Source organism: Trebonia sp., assembly GCF_030042015.1.
Classification (GTDB): Bacteria; Actinomycetota; Actinomycetes; order Streptosporangiales; family Streptosporangiaceae; genus Trebonia.
Genome location: NZ_JASIAL010000544.1, coordinates 1 through 21,610, shown reverse-complemented (window position 1 = coordinate 21,610; position 21,610 = coordinate 1). Strand labels below are relative to the sequence as shown.

Here is a 21,610-nt window from a genome sequence, read left to right as displayed (position 1 = left end):
TAATCGCTCCCATCTGGATTGAGCGCAAGGAAATCGTGTATGAGCCTGGAGCATGAATCTTCGGCGCGGCCGGCATCGATGGACATCGACAGCCTGGTCGCGATTGACGTGCACACGCACGTGCACCGGTCCGTCAACGCGCCGTCGGACGACCCGGAGGGCAACGAGCATCTGGCCGCGATGGCCGCCTACTTCAGGACGGCGGCGGCCGCGTTCACCGTTGACGACCTGGCCGCGTACTACCGCGAGCGGCACATGGCGGCCGTCACGTTCACGATCGACGTCAAGGACCAGCCGGCCGACCCGGCGCGGTCCACCAGCGAGGAGATCGCCGAGCGCGCCAGGGACAACGCCGACGTCATCATCCCGTTCGGCAGCGTGGACCCGGCGCGCGGCGCCGAGGGCGTCGCTATGGCCAAGCGGCTCATCGAGGACTACGGCGTCAAGGGCTTCAAGTTCCACCCGAGCGCGCAGGCGTTCTACCCGAACGACCGGGCCGCCTACCCGCTGTACGAGGTGATCGAGGCGGCCGGGCTGCCCGCGCTGTTCCACACCGGGCAGACCGGCGCCGGGGCCGGCACCAGGGGCGGCGGCGGCATCAGGCTCGCCTACTCCAACCCGATGCACCTGGACGACGTGGCCGTGGACTTCCCTGACATGCCGATCATCCTCGCGCACCCGTCGTTCCCTTGGCAGGAGGAGGCGCTAAGCGTCGCCACCCACAAGCCGCAGGTCTACATCGACCTGTCCGGGTGGTCGCCGAAGTACTTCGCGCCCATCCTCGTGCAGTACGCGAACACGCTGCTGAAGGACAAGGTGCTGTTCGGGACGGACTTCCCCGTGCTCACCCCGGAGCGGTGGATGTCGGACCTGGAGAAGACCGCGATCAGGGACGAGGTCAAGCCGGGCATCTTCAAGAACAACGCGATCCGCCTGCTGGGCCTCGACAAGCCCGCCTAGCAGCAATGCCGGGGAGTTAAGGTCCGGGAGCAGTGGTCGGGGACCGTCGTCGGCGTGTCCTCCTTTCGCCTCGGTAGGGGCGCTAGGTCGCCGGGCTCGCCGGTGGTGTTGTGGCTGTCGCCGTACCTGGTGCCTCCGGCTACCCCGACATCCCTGACTGGGCCAGCTGCGCCAACGGCCCGGCTGTATCGGGCCGGCTGCGCCAATGGCCCAATTGCCTCAACTCCCCGGCATTTGCGCCTAGCAGGCGCGCCAAGCAGGCGCTCACGCCCCCGCCTAGCAGGCCCGCCTAGCAGGCGCAGGCGCGCACGCCGCTCAGCGCCACGACTCCTGCAGCACGCGCACGTCGTCGGCGACCGTCACGGTCATCCCGGTCAGCGACAGCACTTCATCGACGGTGAACCCGGCCGCGATCTCCTCCAGCGTGAACGGCTCCGCGCGCGACGCGCGGCGCAGCAGCGCGAGGTCGGTGATGATCGCGTCCACGCAGTTCGGCATGGTCAGCGGGAGATCGCACTTGTCCACGAGCTTGGGCCGCCCGCGCGAATCGGTGTGCTCGAGCGTCACGAACACGTGCTGCGCCCCGGCCGCGAGGTCCATCGCGCCGCCGATGCCGCCGCCGATCATCCCTGGCGCCGACCAGTTGGCCAGGTCGCCGTTGCCGCCGACCTGGTACGTCCCCAGGATCACCGCGTACAGCCGCCCGCCGCGCGCGATCTCGAACGACGTCACCGAGTCGAAGAACGACGTCCCGGCGCGGACCGTCACGAACATGCCCCCCGCGTCGTGCAGGTCCGGGTCGAGCTCGTCAGGGCTCGCGAACCCGCCGTAGTTGAGCAGGCCGTTCTCCGCGTGCAGGACGACCGGCCGCTCCCGCACCCAGTTCGCCACCTGCACCGGCAGCCCCGCGCCGAGGTTCACCACGGCGTCGTCGGGCAGCAGCGCCGCCGCCCGCCGCCCGATCTGCTCCCGTGTCAGCGCGGGCTTGCCGAAGTACTCCTTCGCCGACGAGGCCGGCCGGTTGACCCGCTGCGGCAGGTTCTTGATGTCCATCCGGACGGTGATCGGCACCACCCGGGTGACGAACACCCCCGGCAGGTCCACGGCCTCCGGCGCGATCGTCCCGGTCTCCACGACCTCCTCGGCCTCGACGATCGTCACCCGCGCCGCCTTCGCGAACGAGGTGTTGAAGTTCTGCGACCCGCCGCGGAACACCACGTTCCCGAAGTGGTCCGCCCGCTGGGCCCGGACGAACGCGAAGTCCGTGGTGATCGCGCGCTCGAGCACGTACGGCTTGCCGTCGAAGTACCTGATGTCCTTGCCCGCGGCGATCTGCGACCCGTACCCGGTCGGCGTGTACACCGCGGCGAGCCCGGCGCCGCCGGCCCGCATCCGCTCGACCAGCGTGCCCTGGGGCACCATCTCCAGCGTCATCTCCCCGGCCTCGATCTGCTTCTCGGCCTCGGAGACCACGCCGGGCCGCGCGGAAAAGCAGGTGATCAGGTGGGCGATCTGATGGTTTTCCGCGAGCAGGTGACCGGTCGGGAACCCCGGCTGGCCGAGCCCGTTGCAGTACACGGTCAGCCCCCTGGTCCCCTTCTCGGCCAGCGCCGAGATCAGCGTGGACGGATACCGGTGCGACAGGCCGAACCCGGCGATGCCGAGACTCGCGCCGTCCTCGATGTCAGCGACGGCCTCGGCCGCCGACGCCATCACCTTGCTCATGTCCCGTCGGTCCTCCGTATCTCACGTGTGCTTGACGATCCAGTCGGTGAGCAGCGCCGCGACCTCAACGTTGTTCTTTTCCAGCATCATGGCATGACCGTTGCCGTGCAGACCTGCGTCGGCCAGCCGCAGTTCGGTCACGTCCGCGCCGCATTCGCGCAGGTAGTCGGCGGTCGCGTGGCAGGAAGGCTCGAAGCCAGAGCACGGCGACGACACCACGGCGACGGGAATGCCGCCGAGCTTGCCGTCATCGCCACCGGGTCCGAACGAGACCGGCAGCGCCGTCAGCCCGTAGCTGAACTCCCCGAGCACCGGGTGGTTCAGGAACGGCGGCCCCGACGTTTCGATCGCCACGAGCGCCCGGACAAGGTCCGGCCGCTCGGACAGCGCGAACCACCCGAACGCGCCGCCGAACGAGTGCGTGAGCAGCACCGACGGCCCGATCCTGTCCAGCAGGGCCACCGCCCCGACCCGCATGTCCTCGTGCGCCCGCACGAGGTCGGGCGGGAACGGCTCCTGCCAGGCCAGGAACTGCGCGAGCGCCGGGTCGTCCCTGTCGCCGCTGCCCGGCCACTGGGTGTGCTCGGGCAGCCCGGGCGGCGACGGCGCGGCGAACGTCGCCACGAACCCCTCGTACGACGCCGGCGGCCCGATCGGCCCGTAGATGTCCGGGTGGAACGGCGAGCGCCCGAGCCCCGGCCGGTCCACGGTGTACACCGCGAACCCGTCGCGCAGGAAGATGGTCGACCACCCGGGCCGCCCGTCCGGGGTGGTGAGCATGTCGAGCGCCTGACCGCCGCCCCCATGCACGAGGATCAGATTGTCCCGAACGGACGGTGGCGCCTGATACTGCACATGCGTCCCGTACACGCTCGTGCCGGCCGGTCCGCCGTGTTCCCGCAGCCCGGTGAAGAAGTGCCCTTGCTCGGCGATCACCAGGGGTTCCATCGGCGCTCCTAGCCCCAGATCTCTTCGGCGGCCTGTACCACGAGCTCGAGCTTGGCCCGCTCCTGCTCGATCGTGAGCGCGTTGCCCTCCACCGTGGAGGCGAAGCCGCACTGCGGCGACAGGCAGAGCCGGTCGATGTCCACGTACTTGGCGGCCTCTTCGACGCGGCGCTTGAGCGTGTCCTTCGGCTCGAGCTCCGGCGTCTTGCTGGTCACCAGCCCGAGCACGACGACCTGGTCATCGCGCACGAACCGCAGCGGCTCGAACGTCCCTGACCGCTCGTCGTCGTACTCAAGGAAGAGCCCGTCGACGTTCAGCCCGCCGAAGACGGCCTCGGCCACGAAGTCGTAGCCGCCGGAGGAGAACCACGCGGACTGGTAGTTGCCGCGGCACATGTGCACGGTGACCGCCATGTCGGCGGGCTTGCCCGCGAGCACGTCGTTGATCACGCGCACGTTGGTCTCGTGCTGGCGGTCGGGGTCGACGCTGCCGGAGGCCGCCGCGTTCGCCCGCCACGCCGGGTCGTTGAGGAACGCGAAGAGCGTGTCGTCGAGCTGCAGGTAGCGGCAGCCGAGCGCATACAGCTCGGCGACCTCGGCGGCGTAGGTCGCGGCGACGTCCGCGCGGAACTCGTCGTCGTCGGTGTACGGGCTTGCGGACAGGTCGGCCCGGAAGTGGACCATGCTGGGGGAGGGGATGGTGAGCTTCGGGGTCGCCGTCGTGACCGTCCGCGCGAGGAACCGGAAGTGCTCGCCGAACACCGGCTCGGCCAGGTGCACCTTCCCGGTGATCGCGGTGGCGTGCGGCTGCCACGACAGCTGCCCGTCCTTGCGGTACACGGGGATCGCCACCGGGGAGAGCGCGCCCCGCTCGACGCCGCCGAGGCTGTAGACGAAGTCCGAGTGCCACTGCTCGCGGCGGAACTCCCCGTCGGTGGCGGCCTGCAGGCCGGCCCCCTCCTGGAGCTCGACCGCTTCCGCGATCGCGCGGTCCTCGGCGGCCCGCAGGTCGCCGGCGGTGATCTTGCCCGCGGCGAAGTCCGCCCGCGCCGCGTGCAGCGCGGCGGGCCGCAGCAGGCTCCCGACGTGATCGGCGCGGAACGGGGGGGTAACGCGTCGTGCCATGGAGTCTTTCTCCCTAGAAGACTAGAACAGGCCGTCCTTGAGCCCGAAGTGCATGCGCGCCACCTCGGCGGAGATGATGTCGTGCCTGGCGGAGATGTGCCCGAGGTACATGGACATGTCCCGGTAGTGCCGCTGCATCGCGGCGCCGCGCTTGGCCGCAGACGACGAGGCCGCGGCGAACAGCTCGGTCGTGGCCTGGCTGGCGAGCCGCGCGGCGACCTGAACCATCGAGTACATCTCGGCGTCGTCCTCGCGGGTGAACGGCTCCCCGGTGCGATACCAGCGCTCGGCCAGCTCGTTGTACCGCAGGCCGATCTGCATGATGATCGCCTCGGCGCTGTCGATGTCCGCCCGCGCCTGCCCGTAGTGGCGCTGGTATTCCTCGACCGTGTACCGGGGGACCTGCGGCGCGAAGTACGTCTTCTTGGTCAGCAGGATGTTCTCGTACTCATACAGCGCGCCCTTGGCCGCGCCGATCACGGGGATGACCAGGCCGATGTGGTACATCGCGTAGATCCGGCCGCAGAACACCGGGTTCTCGTGCAGGTACATGCCCGGCGCGGCCTTGTCGGTGTTGTGCGTCCAGTCCCCTGAGCAGGTGCAGTGCTCGGGGACGAACACGTTGTCCACCCGCACGCTGTTGGACCCGCTGGAGTTCATCCCGATGATGTTGCCGTTGCCCCAGTCCTGCAGGACGGTGACGTTCTCGATCGGCGTGCAGATCGTGAGCAGCCCTTCGGCCTCGCGGCCGGGGACGAGCGTGTTGCACATGAAGTGCGTGGCGTGGCCGACGCCGGAACAGTAGTCCCACTGCCCCTTGACGATGTACCCGCCGTCCACGGGCGTCGAGGTGCCCATCGGGGCCGCCCGGTGCGGGCACTTGAAGTCGCCGGTGGGGCCGAAGAGCTCGACCTGGCCCTCCTCGGGGAACCAGGCCCCCAGGCCCTGCGCGTGGTGCGCGCCGAGGCACAGCCCCCAGGCGGTGCCCGCGTCACCCTCGGCGATCGCCATGATGACCCGCCAGAACGTATGCATATCGAAGGCGTAGCCGCCGAACCGCCTGGGCTGCAGTATGCGGTAAAAGCCGGCCTCGGTGAACTTCTTATCGAGCTCGGGCGTGTGCTTGCCGAGCCGCTCCGCCTCATCCGCCTGCTCGCGAACCGCCGGGATCAGCGCCTTTGCCCGGGCGACGATGATCTCCGGCGTCAGGTCCGGCTCGGGGGCAGGGACGTGCGGTCGGGGAATAGTCTGCTCTGACACACTACTGAGCCTGATGTATCGGCAGGCCGTAGGCAAGGCCGCGTGCCCGCCGAACCCCCCCGTTGTCCCCGCGGACACACTTCCTCCCCCCTGCTTGTGGTCGGATCACGGTGCCGGCCAGCGCCCAAAGTCACACTTGAGGGGCTCCCAGGGCGCACGGGACTGGCCCACCACCCCGGCTGAGGACGTGCACAGTCGCGAGCAGCTTCTTCGCTTCTGTCCCGGTTCGTGGTAATGGTGTGGAACGCGGGCCGGAGGAGCCGGCCGTGGCAGACGGCGGGGAATGGAGCGGCGAGCGATGGCGGCAGAGAACGGCTCGGAACCTGTCCGGGGAGTCCCGGACGCCGCGGCCCGGCTGTTCACCGACGCCGAACGCCTCGCCCGGTCGATCACCCGCGAGTACTCGCAGGGACTGGCCCTGACCGAGCTCGCCGAGACGGTGGCGGCCGCCGACCCTGACCGCGCCGAGTGCATCGCCCGGTCGATCACCGACGAGTCCAGGAAGGCGTGGACGCTGAGCGGCGTCGCCACGGCGGTGGCGGCTACCGACCCCGGCCGCGCAGCCCGGTTGCTCGCCGATGCCGAGCGCGTGGTCGAGTCGGTCACCGGCGAGGACGAGAAGGCGTGGGCGTTCGGCTGCCTCGCCACAGCCGTGGCGGCCGCCGACCCCGATCGCGCCGAGCGCATCGCCCGGTCCATCACCGACGAGATCCGGAAGGCGCGGGCGCTATACGACATCGCACAGGCGGTGGCGGCCGCCGACCCCGGTCGCGGCGAGCGCATCGCCCGGTCGGTCACTGACGAGTCCCTGAAGGCAATGGCGCTTGGCGGCGTCGCCGGGGCGGTGGCGGCCGCCGACCCCGGGTGCGCGGCCCGGCTGTTTGCCGACGCGGAAGGCGTCGCCCGGTCGGTCCCCGGCGAAGACGAGCAGGCGTGGTCGCTGGCCCGCGTCGCCGAGCGGGCGGCAGCCGCCGACCCCGGTCGCGCCGAGCGCATCGCCCGGTCGGTCACAGACAAGTTCTGGAAGGCGTGGGCACTGCGCATCGTCGCTGCGGCGGTGGCGGCCGCCGACCCCGGGCGCGCGGCCCGGTTGCTCGCCGACGCCGAGCGGATCGCCCGGTCGGTCAACGACGAGGTCGAGCAGACGTGGGTGCTGAGCGACATCGCTGCGACGGTGACAGCCGCGGACCCCGAGCGGGCAGCCCGGTTGCTCGCCGACGCCGAGCGCATCGCCCGGTCAAACGCCGACCAGCACGTGCAGGGGCCGGCGCTGCGGCACGTCGCTAAGGCGGTGGCAGCCGCCGACCCCGGTCGCGCCGAGCGCATCGCCCGGTCGATCACCGACGAGTACTGGAAGACGGCGGCGCTGATCGCCGTCGGCCGGGTGACGGCCGCCGCCAACCCGTACCAGGCGGCGACCAGCGAGGGGTATCACATCTAGACAGATGCGGGATACAAACCCACCCCTATTGGTGGGTTTGTATCCCGCGTGTTCCAGATTCGCTCGAGGAGCGGGCGCGACGTGCCAGGCCGGCCTGCACCCGGTGCGGCCACAGCGGGCCGGCGTAGATGAACGCGGTGTACGCCTGTACCAGGGTGGCGCCGGAGGCGAGGCGCTCCCGGGCGTCGTCGGCGGTCTCGATGCCGCCGGCCGCGATCAGCACGAGGCGGTCGCCCACCCGGGCATGCAGCCGGCGCAGCACCGCCAATGCGCGGGCCTTCAGCGGCGCGCCGGACATGCCGCCAGGCCCGGCGGCAGCCACCGCGGCGCCGTCGCGCAATCCCTCCCGCGAGATCGTGGTGTTGGTCGCGATGATCCCGTCGAGGCCGAGCTCGAGCGCGAGGTCCGCGACCGCGTCGATATCGGGGTCGGCGAGGTCTGGGGCGATCTTCACCAGCAGCGGCACCCGTCGCCGCGGCGAGGCCTCGTCGAGCGCCGCCCGGACCGCGCGAAGCAGCGGCCGCAGCTTATCGATGGCCTGCAGGTCGCGCAGGCCCGGCGTGTTCGGCGAGCTGACGTTGACGACCACGTAGTCGGCGACGTCGGCGACCAGGCGGGCGCTGGTCACGTAGTCGGCCACCGCCGACGCCTCAGGCACCGCCTTGGTCTTGCCGATGTTCACGCCGACGACCGGCCAGCGGCCATGGGGCCCGCGCCGGTCGCGCTGCGCCCGCAGCCGTTCCGCCCGCAGCCGCGCCGCCAGCGCCGCCGCGCCGGCGTTGTTGAAGCCCATCCGGTTGACCAGCGCGCGCTCGGCCGGAAACCGGAACATCCGCGGCTTGGCGTTGCCGGGCTGCGGCCGCGCGGTCACCGTGCCCACCTCGACGAACCCGAATCCCAGCGCCGCCAGCCCCGCGACGCCGCGCCCGTCCTTGTCGAACCCGGCCGCGAGGCCCAGCGGCCCGGGAAAGTCCAGGCCGAGCGCGTGCACCCGCAGCACCGGATCCCGCGGCGCGAGGAACCGCCGCAGCAGCCAGGCCCCGCCCGGCACGTAAGCCGCCGCCCTGATCAGCCAGAACCCCACGGCGTGCGCCGCCTCTGGCGGCAGGTGCCGCAGCACGGCGGCGTAAATCGCCCGGTACAAGCACCTCGCCCCCAGCCTCCCCCGCACGCCTATTGTGCAGGATCGAGATCCTCGACGATGCGGTTGATGGCCGCCGCGATCTCCGCGGGCCGCTCCTGATTCGTGGCATGACTGGTGTCGGCGAGCACGACGTGCGTCCCCCGCGGAACGGAAGCGGCCAGCCTGGCATGAAAGCCGGTCCACATCTCCCGCTCCTGCCTGGGATGTCCCGTGGTCGCGCTGAAGACCACGACGGGAACGTCAGGCAGGCTCGCCTCCGCGCGGCTGCGCCGGATGACCGGCAGGGAGTCGACGACCAGCCGCCATTCGTCGCCGACCATGCGGGCCTGCGACTGCTTCGCGTAGCAGGAGACGTAGGCGTCGAGTATGAGTGCCTGCAGCTGCTCGTCAGCGGTCAGGTGCCGCGCGAACGACCGGAACGTCTCCCTGACCGTCCCGGGAAGCGTCCCGTTCGCGTACTGATCGATGATGACCTGCCCGTTGGCGATCTCCTGCTGGTGCCGGGCTGGCGGCAGCGCCGCCAGGAAATCCTCCTCAGCCGGGTCGACAAGCACCAGCCCGGCGACAAGCTCCGGATACGTGAGTGCCGCCAGCTGCGCGAGCAGCGCGCCCCAGCTGTGGCCGACGAGAACGCAGCGCCCCCCGGTAGCCCCGGCCACCGCGGCCAGGTCGGCCACCTGAGCAGCCAAAGTCAGCGGCGAGGCCGGGTCACTGGCGCCGATGCCGGCCCGGTCGTAGGCGAGCACGCGAGCGCGCGGTGCCACGAGCGGCATGACCCCGGCCCAGGCCAGCGAACCAGGTTCGCCAAGGGCCGCGTCGAGCACGACCGCGGGACGGCCCGCACCGGCTTCCACCCAGCGCACCATGCGGTTCTCCCGCCGCAGCTCACCCCGCTGCACGCCACCGGGCACCAGCCTGTCGAGCGCCCGAACGACGAGATCCTCCATCGACGGCACCTTCCGCACCCACCGCCAGCGCGCCGGCGGCCCTGGCACGAAAACTGTATGCCGCCGGCCACGAACGTCTTGCGGCGGTGGCCGTGGCCGGCAACATGCGCAATACCGGGCGGTAACAGAATCCTCAGTTTCGTCTGTCATTCTGTATTGGAGGCAGAGGGGACGAGAGGACAGCGTGCAGACCCACGACATCGAGGAAGGCCTGACAAAGACCGTCAGCTTGCTGGACAAGCTGCGGCAGGCGATTTACCGCGGCGAGTTCGCGCCGGGGCAGCGGCTGGTGGAATCGGATCTCGCCAGGAAGTACGAGACCTCCCGCGGCGCGGTGCGGGAGGCACTCGCGCTGCTGGTGAACGAGGGGCTGATCAGCCGCCAGCGCAACCGCAGCGCCTGGGTGCGGCCGGTGTCGATCGAGGAGGCGATCGAGATCCTCGAGGTCCGCGCCCTCGTCGAGGGGCTGTGCGCGGCCAAGGCCGCGACGCGGGCAACCGAGGAGGACCACCGCGAGCTGCGGAAGATGGCCGACGAGATGACCGACGCGGTCAAGAACGGCGACGTGGTCACCGACAGCCGGGTCAGCGACCAGGTGCACGCCAAGATCCGGCAGATCGCCGGCCAGCAGACCGCCACGGGCATCATCGAGCGCCTGCGGTACCAGGGCGTTCGCTACCGGTTCCACGTGTCGCTGCTGCCCGGCCGCCTCGCCCAGGGGCTCACCGAGCACCTGGGCATCATCGAGGCGGTGATCGACGGCGACGCGGAGGCCGCCGAGCAGCTCACCAGGGAGCACTTCGCCAGCGTCATCGAGGCGCTCCACGTGCTCGCGAACGCTAACCCGGCTCCGTTCACCCCGCTCGCCTCGCTCGCCTGGGTGGCCCTCACCCCGCGTTGATCGCGCCGTCGATCAGGTGCAGCGACCCCGACACGTACTCCGACTCCGACGACAGCAGCCACACCACCAGGTTCGCGACCTCGGTCGCGGTGCCGTACCGCTTGTACAGCGGCACGGTCTCCGAGACGGCGCGGAACACGCCCTCGGGGTCGTCCGGGTTGATCTGCTTGGTCAGGTCGCGCCCCATCCGCGTGTCGATGTGCCCCGGCGCCACGCAGTTCACCCGTATCCCGTACGGCGCGCCCTCCAGGGCCGCCGACTTCGTCAGCCCCAGCACGGCGTGCTTGGAGGCGATGTAGGGGGAGAACGTCGCCGCCCCCTTGATCGCCGCCATCGACGCGGTGTTCACGATCACGCCCGAGCCCTGCGGCTTCATGACCTTGAGCACGGCGCGCAGCCCCATGAAGACGCCGCGGGCATTGACCGCCATCACCCGGTCGAAGTCCGCGACAGACAGCTCGGTCATCGGGGCCATCCGCCCCTCGATGCCGGCGTTGTTGAAGAACAGGTCGATCCGCCCGTGCGCCTCGACGGCCGCGGCCACGTACTTGTCGACCTCCGGCTCCTGGGACACGTCGGCGACCACGGCCAGGGCGCCGAGCTTCTCGGCCGCCGCGTGCAGGGCGTCCGCCGTTATGTCCACGAGGACCAGGGAAGCGCCCGCCTCGGCAAGCCGGGTGGCGACCGCGAGCCCGAACCCGGCCGCACCGCCTGTGATGACCGCGACCTGGCCATCGAACCCGTACCGCGCGCTCATCGCACGCCCTCCGCGTCCAGCGCGCCCGTCGCGGCCGGACCGACCGCGCCCGCCATGATCGCCGCATGCCGGGCCTCTATCCGGCTATCCCACTCGTGATCGGTGAGCAGATACAACGCACCCTCCCTGACTGCCGTGACCAGCTTGTCGGCCACCTCCGACGGCGGCATTCCCTTGGACAGCGTCGCGTGCATCCGGTCCCGCAGCTCGGCGCCGGACGCTGACATGCCCTCGTCGTTGCGCAGCGCGGCCTGCCGGTTCCGCGACCCGTGGAACAGGTTCGTGGCGATGATCCCCGGGCAGAGCCCGGTCACCCCGATCGGCGCCCCGGCTGCCGCGAGGTCGGCGGCGAGCACTTCGGTCAGCGCGAGGATCGCGTGCTTGCAGATCCCGTACATGTTGGTCGCCGCGATCACCGACGTCATCGAGCACGTGTTGACCACGTGCCCCGGCTCGCCGTGCGCCAGCATCCGCGGCACGAACGTCCGCACGCCGTAGACCACCGACATGAGGTTGACCGAGAGCGTCCAGTCCCAGTCCTTAGCGGTCGCCGCCCAGATCGGCCCGTCCAGGTACCCCTCCACGCCCGCGTTGTTGTTCACCAGGTGGATCGGCCCGAACCGGTCCTCAGCCGCGTCCGCCAGGGCCTCGATGTCCGACAGCTTCGACACGTCGGTCCTCAGCCCGAGCACCGGCACGCCCGCCGCCGCAAGCTCTGCGACGGTGGCGTCCAGCGCGTCCTGCTGGATGTCGCCGATGACGACGTTCATCCCCTCGGCGCCCCAGCGCAGCGCGAACGCCTTCCCCATCCCGCTGCCCGCCCCGGTGACGACGGCGGTCTTGCCCGCGAACTCTTCCACGTATCAGGCTCCTTTACCTTCCAGATGGGTCACTGCTGAGGCAACGACAAAATCCGCACAAGCGAGCCGGGCGTCTGCAGCCGCCGCAGCGCGTCGGGCGTGCCGTCAAGCGGCACCCGCTCGCTGACAAGCCGCTCCACGGGCACCCGCCCGGCCGCGAGATGCGCCACCGACTCCCGGTAGGTCTCGTCGGAGAACGCGCAGGCGCCGACAAGGTGGTGCCCCTCGCTCAGCATCCCGAACAGCGGCACCGACGCCACCTCCGGCGTCAGCGCGACCTCGACGCAGGTCCCGCCCGGCTCGACCACGGAAAGCGCCTCGGTGAACGCCCCTGGCGCCGCCGAGCACTCGAGCGCCGCCGCGAACCGGGTCCCCGACTGCTCGGCGTAGGACGTCACCGAGATCTCGCGGGTGTCGATCACCACGTCCGCCCCCACGTCGGCGGCCGCCGCGCGCCGCCCCGCCGACCGGCCCGCCGCCACGATCGGCCCGGCCCCGAACAGCCGCAGCGCCATGATCGCGTACAGCCCGATCGGCCCGACCCCGTACACGAGCACCGGGTCCCCCGGTCCCACCGACGCGAGCTTCGCCGCCTGCGACCCCACCGACAGGGGCTCCGCGTGCGACCCGACCGCGATGGGAAGATCATCGGGCAGCGCCACGAGCTGCCGCGCGGGCACCGCGACGTACTCCGCGTACGCGCCCTGGCGGTTGATCCCGATGTTCGGCGCCGCCGGGCAGCGGAACGCCAGCCCGCGCATGCAGATCCGGCACTTGCCGCACGACCCGAGCGGCGACCCCGCGACCGGCTGGCCCTGCGACCAGCCGGTCACGTCCGCCCCGAGCGCCACGATCCGCCCGCTGAACTCGTGCCCGAGGATCTGCCCGGGCTCGCACTGCCCGTTCTGCACGGCGTGCACGTCGGACCCGCACAGACCGCACGCCTCCACCGCGACGACAACTTCGCCAGGTGCCGGGCTGGGGTCGCTTACATCGGCAACCGCCGTGCCCACTTCTTTATCTATGTACCGAACGGCGCGCACTGGCTCCCTCGCCTTCTCTGCTGCCTCCCGGGGGACGACCCCCCGGTGACCCCCCGCATGGGGGACTGCCCGTCCCCCATCCCCCCTGGCCCGGCTGCCTGCGGCGACATTGGCCGGGTGGTTCCTCCGGACCCGGCCGGCTGCCTGCGGCGACATTGGCCGGGTGGTTGCTGCCGTCCACGTCCGCACCGAGTCACGAGGCGCTGGACCCGGTGGTTCCTGCACTCAACGTAGCGCCAGCGCCGAGCGGCGCGACAGTGCGCGCGTACACCGACAGCCAGCCGCAGCCCGCGGGCGCAGCAAGCGGCGGCAGCTCGGCGCGGCGGCGGTCGAGTTCCGCCGGGTCCACCTCGAGCTCGATCGTCCGGGCGCCGACGTCGATGCTGATCGTGTCGCCGTCGTGCACCAGCCCGAGCGGCCCGCCCGCCGCTCCTTCCGGTGCCACCTCGGCGACCACCAGGCCGCCGTTGACCAGCCCGGACATCTGCCCGTCGGTGATCACCGCGACCTTGGTCGACAGGCCGGCGCCGTCGATGGCGAACATCAGCGCCGACGTCAGGCCCATGCCGGGCGAGCCGCGCAGCCCGAGCCCGGTGAGCACGACCACGTCGCCGGCCTTGACCTTGCCCGCCTTGACCGCCGCGACGCCTTCCTCCCGCGAACGCACCACGATGGCGGGCCCGCGGAAGTCAAGCGGCGCGTCGTCCGCGACCGTCCGCTTGAGCACCGCGCCCTCGGGGGCCAGCGAGCCGCGCATCACCACGATGCCCGGGTGCGTGGCGAGCGGCCGGTCCACCGGGCGGATCACGTCCTCGTCGACGGCCGCGGCGGCGGTCGCCTCGCGCAGCGTCAGCCCGCCGACCGTGGACTGGTCCAGGTACAGCAGGGGAGCCAGCTGCTTCAGCAGGCCCAGCGTGCCGCCGGCCGCGTCGAACTGCGTGATCTGGGTGTCGCCGTTCGGCTTGACGCCGGCGAGCAGCGGCACCTTCGGGGCGAGGTCTTCGAACAGCCGGTACACGTCCACGTCCACGCCCGCCTCGACGGCGATGGCCTGCAGGTGCTTGAGGCAGTTGACGGATCCGCTGACCGCCAGGATAGCGGTGACGGCATTGCAGAAAGCCCGGTCAGTTAGGAGTGAGCGGGGGCGGACATCCTCGGCGACCAGCTCGACGATGCGGCGGCCAGCCCGTGCGACCGCGTCCCACATCTTTCCCCCGCGGGCGAGCACGGGCGTCGTGCCTGGCAGCGCCATGCCGAGCGCCTCGGCCGCCAGGTGCATGGAGTTCGCGGTGCCCATGCCGGCGCAGACGCCGGGCCCGGTGACCGCGCAGCTGCTCATCTCGCCGAGCTCCTCGGTGGTCATCCGGCCGGCGGCCACGTGGCCGGCGAACCGGAAGATGTCCTCGAAGTCGACGGACTCGCCCTTGTACACGCCCGACGGCTGGTAGCCGCAGGCGACGATGATCGTCGGGATGTTCAGCCGCCCGGCCGCCATGAGCTGGCCCGGCGTGGTCTTGTCGCAGGACGCCAGGCACACCATGCCGTCGAGCAGCGCGCCCTCGACGGCGACCTCGATGTCGCTGGCGATCAGGTCGCGGCTGGGCAGGATGTACTGGCCCGCGGCCCCTGCGCTGGTGATCGCGTCGCTTGGGGCGGCGGTGCGGACCTCGAACGCGACGCCGCCCGCCTGCGTGATGGCTGCCTTAAGGGGCGCGACGATCTCGTCGAGGTGGCTGAAGCAGCTGGCCAGGCTCGAGGAGGAGTTGACGATCGCGATCTTGGGCTTTTCCAGGTCGGCGTCGGTGAGCCCGAGCGCGGTCCACTGCGCGCGGCGCATCGCCCACGGCGTGGTCCCCGGCGTGAAGTTAGAACGCAGCTTGCGTTCCGGCACACTACTGAGCTTGCGACGGTCGGCTGCCTGCGGCAAGAGGGGAGGACCGGCGCGGTTCCGCTGTTGTCCCAGCGAACACCGCCGCCGCAGTGCCGTTGTGACCTCACCACGGACGCGGGTGACGTTTCGCAGCGCGTGACCGGACCGGACGCGGCCGACCGTGGGACACCTCGACGCCCAGCGTCCCTGAGAGTCCGATCCGATCCTTCTAAGCGTTTTATGAAAATTCCCACGCTGTGCAGGCACTATTGTAGCCTCCACGCATTACCGCGTACTTAACCAGGTCTTAGCGGATACAGGGACTAGCAGACACAGGACCAGCATGGTGTGGAGACCAGACGAGAAGAGCCAATCCGGAGAGGAGCCCGGAGTACACAGAACCTGGACTCGCAGGCAGTTGCTTGTCGGCGGAGGCGGCGCAGTGGTCGGGCTTGCGGCGGCCGGCGCCATTGGCGCTTCGTGGCCCCGATCCTCGGACCCGGCCGCCACGGCCGGTGCCTCCGCCACGGCCGGCGCCTCCGCCGCGTCCGGCGCGACAACGGGCACGGGGCAGGCGGCGACCGCTGGGGCGTACACGTTTGTGTCAAGGAGCGACCTGCGCCCGCCCATACTCTCCGTTGACGTGCTCGGCAGCCCGCCCGGCCTGCCGGGGTACATCTTCCTGGGGAACAAGGGGTATAAGGGCCCGGCGATCGGCCAGGCGGGCCTGCTGATCGCCCGGCGGGACGGGGACATCACCTGGTTCAGCCCCGTCACCCGCACGGTCATCGACTTCAATGTGCAGACCTACAAGGGCAAGCAGGTGCTCACCTGGTGGCACGGGGAGACGGGCCCGGTCTACGCCAAGGGCAACTGCTACATCGCCGACTCCTCGTACACCGTGATCGCCACCGTCAAGGCCGGGAACGGCCTGATGGCGGACATGCACGAGTTCAACCTCACCCCGCAGGGGACCGCGCTCGTCGACTGCTACCAGCAGCGGAACAACGTGGACCTGTCCGCGGTCGGCGGCAAGGTCAACGGCGCGGCCTTTTCCGGCGTGGTCCAGGAGATCGACATCGCGACCGGCGAGGTGGTCTTCGAGTGGATCAGCCTCGACCATGTGCCGGTTACGGAGTCGCAGGCCACGCTCTCCGGTACCGGAACCGCGGCTCGTCCCTACGACTACTTCCACATCAACTCGATCGGCCTGGCGCCGGACGGTGACCTGCTCGTCTCGTCCCGCAACACGTGTACCGTCTACAAGGTCGGTCGTCGCGACGGCCTGGTCAAGTGGCGGCTCGGCGGGAAGAAGTCCGACTTCACCCTGGGTCCCGGCGTGATGTTCCACTGGCAGCATCACGTCCGCGCGCACGGCACGGACCTGCTGACGCTCTTCGACAACGGGTCATCGCCGGCCGAGGAGCCGCAGTCCCGCGGCCTGTTGCTGCAACTGGACACCGACAAGATGCACGCGACGCTCGTGCGCGCGTACACCAACCCGGCCCGTCTGCTCGCCGACAACCAGGGCAGCATGCAGCTGCTGCCCGGCAACCGGGCATTCGTCGGCTGGGGCTCGGAGCCGTACTTCTCCGAGTTCGACTCGAACGGCTCGCTGGTGCTGAACGGGCAGTTTCCGATGGGCGACCAGTCGTACCGCGCGTTCACCTACGACTGGGTCGGCCAGCCCAAGGACCGGCCGGCGGTCGCCGTCTTGTCCAACGAGGCCCGTGGCGCGGCGGTGTACGTGAGCTGGAACGGCGCGACCGAGGTGGCGGCCTGGCAGGTGCTCGCCGGCAAGCGCGAGTCGTCGCTCTCCGTGGTCGCGACCCAGCCGCGCTCAGGCTTCGAGACCGTGATCGCCGCGGACGGCACGGGACCATACTTTGCGGTGACCGCACACGACACGACCGGCAAGCTGATCGGCCAGTCGGCGACCGTGAAGAAAGATGGCCTGACCGCTGCCTGACCGCGCGATGCCCCCGGCGTCGCTGATCGCCTTGTTGAGCGGTGCCGCGATCTGGTCCAGGTGGCTGGAGCAGCAGGCCGGCTGCGAGCAGGAGCTGACGATCGCGATCTTGGGTTTCTCCGGGTCGGCGTCGGTGAGCCGAGCGCGGTCCACTGCGCGCGGCGCATCGCCTACGGCGTGGTCCCCGACGTGAAGTTGGAGCGCAGTTTCATCTACAGCACCTGGCTCATCAACAGCATTCGCCTCACCTGCACCATCCATCCCATCTAGAGCACCTGCACTACCCATCCCATCTACAGCACCTGCTCTGGTTTGCGGCGGCCGAGGAAGACGCCCTGGCTCTCCAGCCGCCCCTGCAGCCGCGTGACGTCGACGTCGCCGCCGGGGATGCTCGCATCCAGGGCCATGCCCGCGGCGGTGCCGGCGGCCTCGCCCATCGCGAAGCACGGCCCTGTCACCCGGGCGGCGGACTGGGCGCCGTGCGTCATCGACGCGCACCGGCCGGTGACGTAGAGGTTCTCCGTGCGCGGCGGCACGATGATGCGGAACGGCAGCTGGTTGAACCCGCGCGGGTGCTTCTGCCAGCGGAACTCGACAGTGCCGGCCACGTGCGACTCCACCGGCCAGCCGTTGACGCCGATCGTGTCGTAGAAGTCGACGCAGCGCAGCACCTCATCCTCGGTGAGCTGGTGGCGGCCGATGATCCTGCGCGTCTCGCGGATCCCGATCTGCGGCGCGATGTCCACGATGTAGGAGTCCTCGAAGCCGGGCGTGCGGTCCCTGATGAACGTGAACGCGTCCAGGGCCTGCTGGCGGCCGGTCAGCTCGCCCCTGGTGAGCTCGTCGACGTTCGTGCCGTCGATCGCGCCGCCGTCCTGCGTGCGCAGCTGGGTCAGGTTGGCCCGCCACTCCAGCGGGTTGCGCTGCGGGCGGACGATCGGCTTCTTGCGCGGGAACGTGTGGGTGCCCGCCTTCTCGGCCTGGTCCATCAGCCGCTCGACGGTGCGCCACGGCGCCGGGCCCGCCTTCGCCACGTCCACGCCGTTGATGCGGAACATCAGCGACGGGTACATCATCCCGTCGATCGGCGGGGACTTCTCGTACGGCACCCCCGCCCAGGCGGCGAGGTCGCCGTCGCCTGAGGCGTCGATGAAGAACCGGCCGCGGACGGCGTGCCTGCCGGACTTGGACTCGATCAGCACCGCGCCGATCGTCTGCGGGTCCGTCATGACCGCGCCGACGGCCATCGCGTGGAACAGGATGCGCGCCCCGGATCCGGTCACCAGCTCGTCGGCGGCGATCTTGTAGGCGGAGATGTCGAACGCCTGCGCCGCGATGCCGTCGGCGATGGTCAGGTGCGGGGCGTTCAGCCCGTCCAGTTTCGCCAGCCGGTCGAGCAGCTCGTCCGCCTGGCCGCGGATCACCCGGACGTCGGCTCCGTAGGTCCGCGCGTGCAGGCCGCAGAACGTGGAAAGCCCGCCGGCCGTGCCGGCCCCGCCCAGGAACCCGTACCGCTCGATCAGCAGCGTGGACTGGCCGGCCCGCGCGGCCGCCGTGGCGGCCATGATCCCGGCCGGCCCGCCGCCGACCACGACGACGTCGAACTCGCCGTATACCGGCGTGCGGCGGCTCGGCTCGGTGATCGTGCTCGTCGGGCTCACTCGTTCACCTCTTTTCCCGTTCGCCTATACACCAAGGCTCACTCGTTCACCTTTGTCATCGCGGGCGGGCGGTCGAAGGGTCCGAACGTCTCCACGACCGACGACACGCCGGCGTTCGGCGCGCCGGCCACCACGATCTGGACCGCTTCGATCGAGTTGAGCAGCTGCACGGGCGTGTCGAGGTCGTCCGGCGGGGTCTGCGGGATCGCGTCCGGGTGGTCGGCGGGAAGCCGCCAGCCGGTGCCCGCGGCGATGGCCTCCTTGCCGGTGGCGGCGAGGTCCCGGTAGGTACGGAAGCCGTGCCCGGCGATGGCCTGGCGCAGGTCCTGCTTGGTCCAGCCGGCCTTGTCGAGCAGCCGGGCGTGTTCGGGGTTCAGCACCACGTAGCCGCTGGCCCGCGCCCGGACCAGCGCGCCAGTGCGGCAGAACGAGTCGGCGAAGTCCGCCGCGAGCTGGTCGGGGTCCGTGGTGTGCCTGGCCTCGATGTGCAGCACCGAACGGATGACCGTCGCGGAGACCGCGCTGTCGTCCGGGCCGATGCCGTTGTCGGCGGCCAGGCTCGGCCAGGGGGAGTCCTCCTCGTTCTCTCCGATGCAGCAGGAGTACTTGGCGGGCGTGCCCTGGGTGGCCTGGTCGAACACGTGCGGGCGCAGTCCCAGCCCGTTGATCGCGCCGAGCCTGATCGCCCGGCCGATCGTGGCGTTGGCGCGGAACCCCGAGCCCCACACGTTGCCCCGGCAGTTCACCCCGATCCGCTGCCGGACCGGGCCGTTGACCACGACGAACGGGGCGGTCCCCGTGGTCGACTGCCAGATCGACCTGGTCACCATGCCGTCCTCGAGGAACGAGTCCCAGGCGGCGAGCACGACGGGGAAGTACTCAGGCAGGCAGCCGGCCAGCGCGGCGTTGATCGCCGCCAGCCGCACGGTCAGGTTCCTGTTGAGGTGCGGCATGGGGATGAGCACCTCGGCCAGGTCGCGGCTCGTGGTCGCGAGGAACTCCGCGAGGTAGCTCTCGGTGACCGGGACGACCGGCAGTCCGTCCGTCCAGCCGCGTTCGGTGTAATACTCCATCGCGCGGCGTACCTCGGCTGGATCGGCCAGCGGCGCGTCGTCGATGACGGGCGGCTCCGCGTTGGCTTCCTCAGCGGCTGCCATGATGACCTGCCTTTCCCTTCCCCGCACTTCCCCTTAGCCCGCAGGCCGGATTGTCAGTCCCGCGCCGAGCACCCGGATGATCTCCGGCAGCGCGTTCTTGGCGATCTCGTCGATTTCCCTTTCCGTGCGGCTGGCGATTGGGTGCGGCAAGGCCACGTACTGGTAGCCGGGGAACCCCAGGGAGTTCGCCATCGCCTCGGCGGTGATACGGAAGGCGTCGGTGCAGAGGCTGACAGCGGGGATGCCGGCCCGCTCCAGCACGATCCCATCGGCCAAACTGGCCGCGCTGCACGAGCCTCAATCCCCGATCGCCGCGACCGCGAAGTCGCAGTTGTGCAGCATCTGCTGGACCACGGACTCCTCGACCGGGGTGCCGAAGTACCCCTTCTGGAACATCCGGATCTCCCTGACGCCGTACCGCTCCTGCAGCTCGCGGCCGACGGCGCGCAGGACGACCGCGCCGTTCGGCTTGGTGTTGTCGAGCAGGCCGACGGTCAGGCCCTTGAGGGACTGCGGCCGGGGGGCCAGCGAGGTGTTGGTGGTCCGCTCGCTGTCCCCGGTGGGGTCGATGAGCCGTTCTCGCATGCCGTTAGCTACCTCTGCTTTCTTATCGGCCTTATAGGCGCAGACCAGCCGGCACAAGTTCCAGGGCCCTGGCGACCACGCCGGCCACCGTCAGCCCGTAGTACTCGTACAGTTCCGCGGGCACGCCCACCTCCAGGTCCTTGTCCGGCAGCGCGGCCTGCTTCAGGTCCACGGCGAGCTTGTGCCGCGCCACCGTCTCGGCGACGATGCTGCCGAGGCCGCCGATCTCGATGTGGTCCTCGATCGTGAGCACCTTGCCTGTGCGGCTCGCGCTGGCCACGATGGCCGCCTCGTCGTACGGCTTGAGGTAGGCGGCGTCGTACACGTCGGCGCTGACGCCGTGCTGATCGTGCAGCACCTCGGCCGCCCGCACCGCGAGCCCGACCCCCATGCCGTGGCCCGCGAGCGTGACATCCGTGCCCTCGCGCAGCCGGGGCCACTGGCCGTAGCTGAACTCGGGCACCTCGTCGTAGACCGGGCCGGTGGCCTCGGCTATCCGGATGTACACCGGACCGGGCAGATCGGCGGTGGCGCGCATCAGGCTGAGCACGGCATTGGGGTCGGCGGGTGCCACCACGGTCGTGTTGGCCATCATTCGCGCGATCGCGATGTCCTCGACCGCGTAGTGGCTGGTCCCGAAGTAGCCCATGGCCAGGCCCGACAGCCTGCCGACGAGGCGGACCGGCAGGTGGTTGTAGTCGGCGTCGGTGCGCAGCTGCTCGGCGCACTTCAACACGCCGAAGGGCGCCATCGAGTAGATGTACGGGACGAACCCGCAGGCCGCCATGCCCGCGGCGAGCGAGACCGAGTTCGTCTCGGCGATGCCGAGCTCGATGTAGCGCTCGGGGAAGGCCGTGCGGAATTCGGCGAGCACGTTGGACAGGTCCGCGGTCAGGGTGACGATCCGCTCGTCCTCGGCGGCGAGTTCCGTGATGGCGTAGCCGGAGGGGTTCGCCTTGAGTGCGGTGTCCCGGTCGATGTCGCTGAAGACGTCGACCATTTTTACCTGTTGGCGCTCATCTTGCCTGTTGGCAGAGACCAGCCGGCCAGCCGGCTTGCGTTCGGCCATTAAATCCTCCCGGCGTTCACTGGGGGCTCCCTGCGGCGAACTCCATCCGCGCGCTGATCTCCGCGACGACGTCCGCCTGCTGCTCGGGGGTGAGCAGGCCCAGGTGCCAGGCCTGCGGCTGCTTTTCCATCATGTCGACGCCGTGCCCCTTGCGGGTCCGCGCGATCACGCACACCGGCTGCCCGCTCG

Annotated in this window: 19 protein-coding genes; 5 read left to right on the top strand and 14 right to left on the bottom strand. The window is 70.6% G+C overall.

Annotated elements, in window-relative coordinates; all coding sequences use genetic code 11:
• Positions 1-39: 39 nt before the first annotated feature.
• On the top strand, positions 40-960 hold the full coding sequence (locus Q1N79_RS28955; protein WP_300614277.1) for an amidohydrolase family protein: 921 nt from the start codon (positions 40-42) through the stop codon (positions 958-960).
• A gap of 315 nt (positions 961-1,275) precedes the next feature.
• On the opposite strand, the gene Q1N79_RS28950 is transcribed toward Q1N79_RS28955, so the two are convergent.
• Genes Q1N79_RS28950 through Q1N79_RS28935 form a run of 4 tightly spaced genes read right to left on the bottom strand, consistent with a single transcriptional unit; the run spans position 1,276 to position 6,017 of the window.
• Positions 1,276-2,685, bottom strand: a complete 1,410-nt coding sequence (locus tag Q1N79_RS28950) for a 3-oxoacid CoA-transferase (RefSeq protein WP_300614275.1) — start codon at positions 2,683-2,685, stop codon at positions 1,276-1,278.
• Between the two features lie 21 nt (positions 2,686-2,706).
• On the bottom strand, positions 2,707-3,633 hold the full coding sequence (locus Q1N79_RS28945) for an alpha/beta fold hydrolase (RefSeq protein WP_300614273.1): 927 nt from the start codon (positions 3,631-3,633) through the stop codon (positions 2,707-2,709).
• An 8-nt stretch (positions 3,634-3,641) separates the two neighbouring features.
• Positions 3,642-4,757, bottom strand: coding sequence for a 5-methyltetrahydropteroyltriglutamate--homocysteine S-methyltransferase (locus Q1N79_RS28940; RefSeq protein WP_300614271.1), 1,116 nt, complete (start codon positions 4,755-4,757; stop codon positions 3,642-3,644).
• 21 nt (positions 4,758-4,778) lie between these two features.
• Positions 4,779-6,017 carry a hypothetical protein gene (locus Q1N79_RS28935; RefSeq protein ID WP_300614269.1) on the bottom strand — a complete coding sequence of 413 codons (1,239 nt, stop codon included), beginning with the start codon at positions 6,015-6,017 and terminating at the stop codon, positions 4,779-4,781.
• A gap of 298 nt (positions 6,018-6,315) precedes the next feature.
• On the opposite strand from Q1N79_RS28935, the gene Q1N79_RS28930 reads away from it, so the two are divergent.
• Positions 6,316-7,458 (top strand): hypothetical protein, encoded by a 1,143-nt coding sequence (locus Q1N79_RS28930; RefSeq protein WP_300614267.1) that lies wholly within the window; start codon positions 6,316-6,318, stop codon positions 7,456-7,458.
• Positions 7,459-7,483: 25 nt separating this feature from the next.
• On the opposite strand, the gene Q1N79_RS28925 is transcribed toward Q1N79_RS28930, so the two are convergent.
• Positions 7,484-8,602 (bottom strand): quinone-dependent dihydroorotate dehydrogenase, encoded by a 1,119-nt coding sequence (locus tag Q1N79_RS28925; RefSeq protein ID WP_300614265.1) that lies wholly within the window; start codon positions 8,600-8,602, stop codon positions 7,484-7,486.
• 29 nt (positions 8,603-8,631) lie between these two features.
• Positions 8,632-9,549, bottom strand: a complete 918-nt coding sequence (locus Q1N79_RS28920; RefSeq protein WP_300614263.1) for an alpha/beta hydrolase — start codon at positions 9,547-9,549, stop codon at positions 8,632-8,634.
• Between the two features lie 184 nt (positions 9,550-9,733).
• On the opposite strand from Q1N79_RS28920, the gene Q1N79_RS28915 reads away from it, so the two are divergent.
• Positions 9,734-10,450 carry a GntR family transcriptional regulator gene (locus Q1N79_RS28915; RefSeq protein ID WP_300614261.1) on the top strand — a complete coding sequence of 239 codons (717 nt, stop codon included), beginning with the start codon at positions 9,734-9,736 and terminating at the stop codon, positions 10,448-10,450.
• On the opposite strand, the gene Q1N79_RS28910 is transcribed toward Q1N79_RS28915, so the two are convergent.
• The 4 genes from Q1N79_RS28910 to Q1N79_RS28895 form a co-directional block, all read right to left on the bottom strand.
• Complete coding sequence (locus Q1N79_RS28910; protein ID WP_300614259.1) at positions 10,437-11,207, bottom strand: SDR family NAD(P)-dependent oxidoreductase; 771 nt, start codon at positions 11,205-11,207, stop codon at positions 10,437-10,439. The genes Q1N79_RS28915 and Q1N79_RS28910 overlap by 14 nt on opposite strands.
• Positions 11,204-12,067, bottom strand: a complete 864-nt coding sequence (locus tag Q1N79_RS28905; protein WP_300614257.1) for an SDR family NAD(P)-dependent oxidoreductase — start codon at positions 12,065-12,067, stop codon at positions 11,204-11,206. Before Q1N79_RS28905 ends, Q1N79_RS28910 begins: the two co-directional genes overlap by 4 nt.
• Positions 12,068-12,096: 29 nt before the next feature.
• Positions 12,097-13,080, bottom strand: a complete 984-nt coding sequence (locus tag Q1N79_RS28900) for an alcohol dehydrogenase catalytic domain-containing protein (RefSeq protein ID WP_300614255.1) — start codon at positions 13,078-13,080, stop codon at positions 12,097-12,099.
• 223 nt (positions 13,081-13,303) lie between these two features.
• Positions 13,304-15,001, bottom strand: coding sequence for a dihydroxy-acid dehydratase (locus Q1N79_RS28895; RefSeq protein WP_300614253.1), 1,698 nt, complete (start codon positions 14,999-15,001; stop codon positions 13,304-13,306).
• Positions 15,002-15,581: 580 nt separating this feature from the next.
• On the opposite strand from Q1N79_RS28895, the gene Q1N79_RS28890 reads away from it, so the two are divergent.
• Positions 15,582-16,949 (top strand): arylsulfotransferase family protein, encoded by a 1,368-nt coding sequence (locus Q1N79_RS28890; protein WP_300614251.1) that lies wholly within the window; start codon positions 15,582-15,584, stop codon positions 16,947-16,949.
• A 60-nt stretch (positions 16,950-17,009) separates the two neighbouring features.
• Positions 17,010-17,219 (top strand): hypothetical protein, encoded by a 210-nt coding sequence (locus Q1N79_RS28885; RefSeq protein ID WP_300614249.1) that lies wholly within the window; start codon positions 17,010-17,012, stop codon positions 17,217-17,219.
• A gap of 23 nt (positions 17,220-17,242) precedes the next feature.
• On the opposite strand, the gene Q1N79_RS28880 is transcribed toward Q1N79_RS28885, so the two are convergent.
• From Q1N79_RS28880 to Q1N79_RS28865, 4 genes are read right to left on the bottom strand one after another with little or no spacing between them, the layout of a single operon-like run.
• Positions 17,243-18,610 carry an FAD-dependent oxidoreductase gene (locus Q1N79_RS28880; protein ID WP_300614247.1) on the bottom strand — a complete coding sequence of 456 codons (1,368 nt, stop codon included), beginning with the start codon at positions 18,608-18,610 and terminating at the stop codon, positions 17,243-17,245.
• A 38-nt stretch (positions 18,611-18,648) separates the two neighbouring features.
• Positions 18,649-19,767, bottom strand: coding sequence for a hypothetical protein (locus tag Q1N79_RS28875; RefSeq protein WP_300614245.1), 1,119 nt, complete (start codon positions 19,765-19,767; stop codon positions 18,649-18,651).
• Positions 19,768-19,800: 33 nt separating this feature from the next.
• Positions 19,801-20,352 (bottom strand): UGSC family (seleno)protein, encoded by a 552-nt coding sequence (locus tag Q1N79_RS28870; protein ID WP_300614243.1) that lies wholly within the window; start codon positions 20,350-20,352, stop codon positions 19,801-19,803.
• Positions 20,353-20,383: 31 nt separating this feature from the next.
• Positions 20,384-21,421 carry a transketolase C-terminal domain-containing protein gene (locus Q1N79_RS28865; RefSeq protein ID WP_300614242.1) on the bottom strand — a complete coding sequence of 346 codons (1,038 nt, stop codon included), beginning with the start codon at positions 21,419-21,421 and terminating at the stop codon, positions 20,384-20,386.
• Between the last annotated feature and the right edge of the window lie 189 nt (positions 21,422-21,610).

Coding starts and splice junctions, on each gene's coding strand:
- Q1N79_RS28955 (WP_300614277.1), top strand. CDS start 40: ATGAGCCTGGAGCATGAATCTTCGGCGCGGCCGGCATCGATGGACATC.
- Q1N79_RS28950 (WP_300614275.1), bottom strand. CDS start 2,685: ATGAGCAAGGTGATGGCGTCGGCGGCCGAGGCCGTCGCTGACATCGAG.
- Q1N79_RS28945 (WP_300614273.1), bottom strand. CDS start 3,633: ATGGAACCCCTGGTGATCGCCGAGCAAGGGCACTTCTTCACCGGGCTG.
- Q1N79_RS28940 (WP_300614271.1), bottom strand. CDS start 4,757: ATGGCACGACGCGTTACCCCCCCGTTCCGCGCCGATCACGTCGGGAGC.
- Q1N79_RS28930 (WP_300614267.1), top strand. CDS start 6,316: ATGGCGGCAGAGAACGGCTCGGAACCTGTCCGGGGAGTCCCGGACGCC.
- Q1N79_RS28920 (WP_300614263.1), bottom strand. CDS start 9,549: ATGGAGGATCTCGTCGTTCGGGCGCTCGACAGGCTGGTGCCCGGTGGC.
- Q1N79_RS28910 (WP_300614259.1), bottom strand. CDS start 11,207: ATGAGCGCGCGGTACGGGTTCGATGGCCAGGTCGCGGTCATCACAGGC.
- Q1N79_RS28875 (WP_300614245.1), bottom strand. CDS start 19,767: ATGGCAGCCGCTGAGGAAGCCAACGCGGAGCCGCCCGTCATCGACGAC.
- Q1N79_RS28865 (WP_300614242.1), bottom strand. CDS start 21,421: ATGGCCGAACGCAAGCCGGCTGGCCGGCTGGTCTCTGCCAACAGGCAA.